The organism is Microcystis sp. M53603_WE2 (assembly GCF_030065435.1).
Window position 1 is genome coordinate 1 of record NZ_JASJFF010001162.1, and the last position, 2,006, is coordinate 2,006.

Annotated in this window: 5 protein-coding genes; 1 reads left to right on the forward strand and 4 read right to left on the reverse strand. The window is 42.1% G+C overall.

Features of this window, described 5'->3' with window-relative positions:
- Window positions 1-285 (reverse strand): nucleotide-binding protein (locus PX481_RS24460; RefSeq protein ID WP_288096525.1); only part of this gene is annotated, 285 nt, incomplete at its 3' end.
- An 89-nt stretch (window positions 286-374) separates the two neighbouring features.
- A complete protein-coding gene (locus PX481_RS24465; RefSeq protein ID WP_288057037.1) occupies window positions 375-506 on the reverse strand; it encodes a hypothetical protein in 132 nt (43 codons plus the stop codon).
- On the opposite strand from PX481_RS24465, the gene PX481_RS24470 reads away from it, so the two are divergent.
- On the forward strand, window positions 469-825 hold the full coding sequence (locus PX481_RS24470; RefSeq protein ID WP_002761979.1) for a 4a-hydroxytetrahydrobiopterin dehydratase: 357 nt from the start codon (window positions 469-471) through the stop codon (window positions 823-825). The two genes, PX481_RS24465 and PX481_RS24470, sit on opposite strands and share 38 nt — an antisense overlap.
- A 13-nt stretch (window positions 826-838) precedes the next feature.
- Here PX481_RS24470 and PX481_RS24475 read toward each other — a convergent pair whose 3' ends face one another.
- Both PX481_RS24475 and PX481_RS24480 read right to left on the reverse strand, forming a co-directional pair.
- A complete protein-coding gene (locus PX481_RS24475; protein WP_288096528.1) occupies window positions 839-1,426 on the reverse strand; it encodes a prepilin-type N-terminal cleavage/methylation domain-containing protein in 588 nt (195 codons plus the stop codon).
- A gap of 319 nt (window positions 1,427-1,745) precedes the next feature.
- On the reverse strand, window positions 1,746-2,006 hold a 261-nt coding region (locus tag PX481_RS24480; RefSeq protein WP_288096530.1), incomplete at its 5' end, for a tRNA (cytidine(34)-2'-O)-methyltransferase.

Genomic DNA, 2,006 nt, shown 5'->3' on the forward strand with positions numbered 1-2,006 from the left:
GATTAATAAATCGCTGCCCTGAGCTAAATCTTTTAACTCGTCTGGCTCCGGCCGGGCCTGGGTATCGACGATAATATGAGTGTATTGTTTCACCAGTCCCGTCGCTCCAGCTTGGGACGCTACCATAAAAGGAAGGGTGTCTTCCCGGGACCAATGGAGAGCCGAACGATTTTTATCCGCATCAATCAATAAGGTGGGCGCTTTTTCTTGAAAATAGGCGGCCAAATGAATCGATGTGGTGGTTTTCCCGACCCCTCCCTTCAGTGCTACGACGGAAATAATCATGAACGGCTCGATCGAATAAGTGAGTATTTTCTAGTGTAATCCCAGACGGACTGAAAACCGTCTAAGTTTCCCCCCAGAAAAGCTATCGGTCAGAATTGTCGATTTTTGAGCGTGGCTCTCTCGACATTATGCTCTCCCGATCGATCACTTTTTCCGCTCACCACAACTACGGCAGCGTCTTCAATGTTGAACCAATTCTTAGCAATAGCGATCGCTTTCATGATTGGGTTAACTGGTGAATTAGTCCTCTCTTTACCCGCTACTCGTTTATCCGATCGAGAAATCTCTCAACAATTACAGACTATCCCGGGTTGGCAGTTACGAGATCAACGGATTGAAAAAACTTTTAAATTTAACAATTTTATCGAAGCGATCACTTTTGTTAATCGCTTAGTTACTCCAGCTGAATTCCTAGGTCATCATCCTGATATTACCATCAATTATAATCGCGTTACTCTTTCCCTCACTACCCATGAAGTGGGAGGTTTAAGTAACTTAGATTTTGATTTAGCTCAACAAATTGATCGCCTGATTCCCTAGTTTTAAATCAGCTTTAACCCACACATCTATCATCTTGGCGAATATCCCAACTACCATCAACACGGAATAAAAATAAACAGCGTTTGTCTGGTGTACCGGAAGCAACTAAAGTAATTCTGCCTAACTGTCCCCAAGAACCCCCTAACCCCCCCTTTGTATCGGCCCAACTAGCGCGATAAATTGTCCCTTGATTACCGACAGGTCCACTAACTCGGCGTAGGGTAGAATTATCAGTATCGATGCTAACACCACGAGTGATGGGAGTCCAATCGGTGACATTTTCACATTCGTCTCCTTGTACTTTTGCCACTTTAATCTGTTCAGTTTCACTTTCTGCCATGCACAAAGATAGGGGATAAGAACCTTCTCCCATGGCTTGGTAACGGGTATTTTTCCACTGCTGTGATATTTCAAAGGTGGCGATATTTAAGCGAATCCAAGCCATTAAACGATGATAAACAGAAAGGGCAATGGTTAAGAGAATTCCTAATAAAATTAAGGTAACTAACATCTCGACTTGAGTTAAGCCAGAGTTGGATTTTTGCCGATGAAAAAGCTGTAGATTGCCAAAATGTTTTCGAGAAAGGTCGAAGATATTCATGAGCCTCATCTTGCCTTTTTATTTTCAATAAATTATGGGATTAGAAAGGAGCAAAAATTAATTTGCTCTAGGATAATCCACATAATTTCTTGCTGTTATTACGGACAAGATTGACTGCGATCACTATTTTTTCTGATATGGGCAAAAATCAGCTAAATAAAAGCAATTTTCTGATTTTTTGCTCAATTTAGTTTATTTGCTCTGTTTATAGCGGTTCTCGCATCTGTGCGGCACACTTAAACCTTTGCTGATTAAGCTGTTCAGGATCGGGAATGTACCTCTTGTGAATCAGAAACGCTATATATAGCTAAATGTCCCGCTAACGAATAAATCCCAATTGTCGTCTGGCCTCAAATAATCCGATTGCCACACTAACGGAAAGATTTAAACTTCTCACCCCCGGTTCCGCCATGGGAATATAAACTGTATGATCACATTGATTTAATAAATCTGCCGGAATACCGTCGGTTTCACTGCCAAAAAGTAGCCAATCTCCGCTTTGATAGCTGTATTCCACATAACTACTGCTGCCGCGCACTGTAAACCCGATCGCCCTTCCGCCGCTCTTTTGTTGATATAC

Coding starts and splice junctions, on each gene's coding strand:
- PX481_RS24470 (WP_002761979.1), top strand. CDS start 469: ATGTTGAACCAATTCTTAGCAATAGCGATCGCTTTCATGATTGGGTTA.
- PX481_RS24465 (WP_288057037.1), bottom strand. CDS start 506: ATGAAAGCGATCGCTATTGCTAAGAATTGGTTCAACATTGAAGACGCT.
- PX481_RS24475 (WP_288096528.1), bottom strand. CDS start 1,426: ATGAATATCTTCGACCTTTCTCGAAAACATTTTGGCAATCTACAGCTT.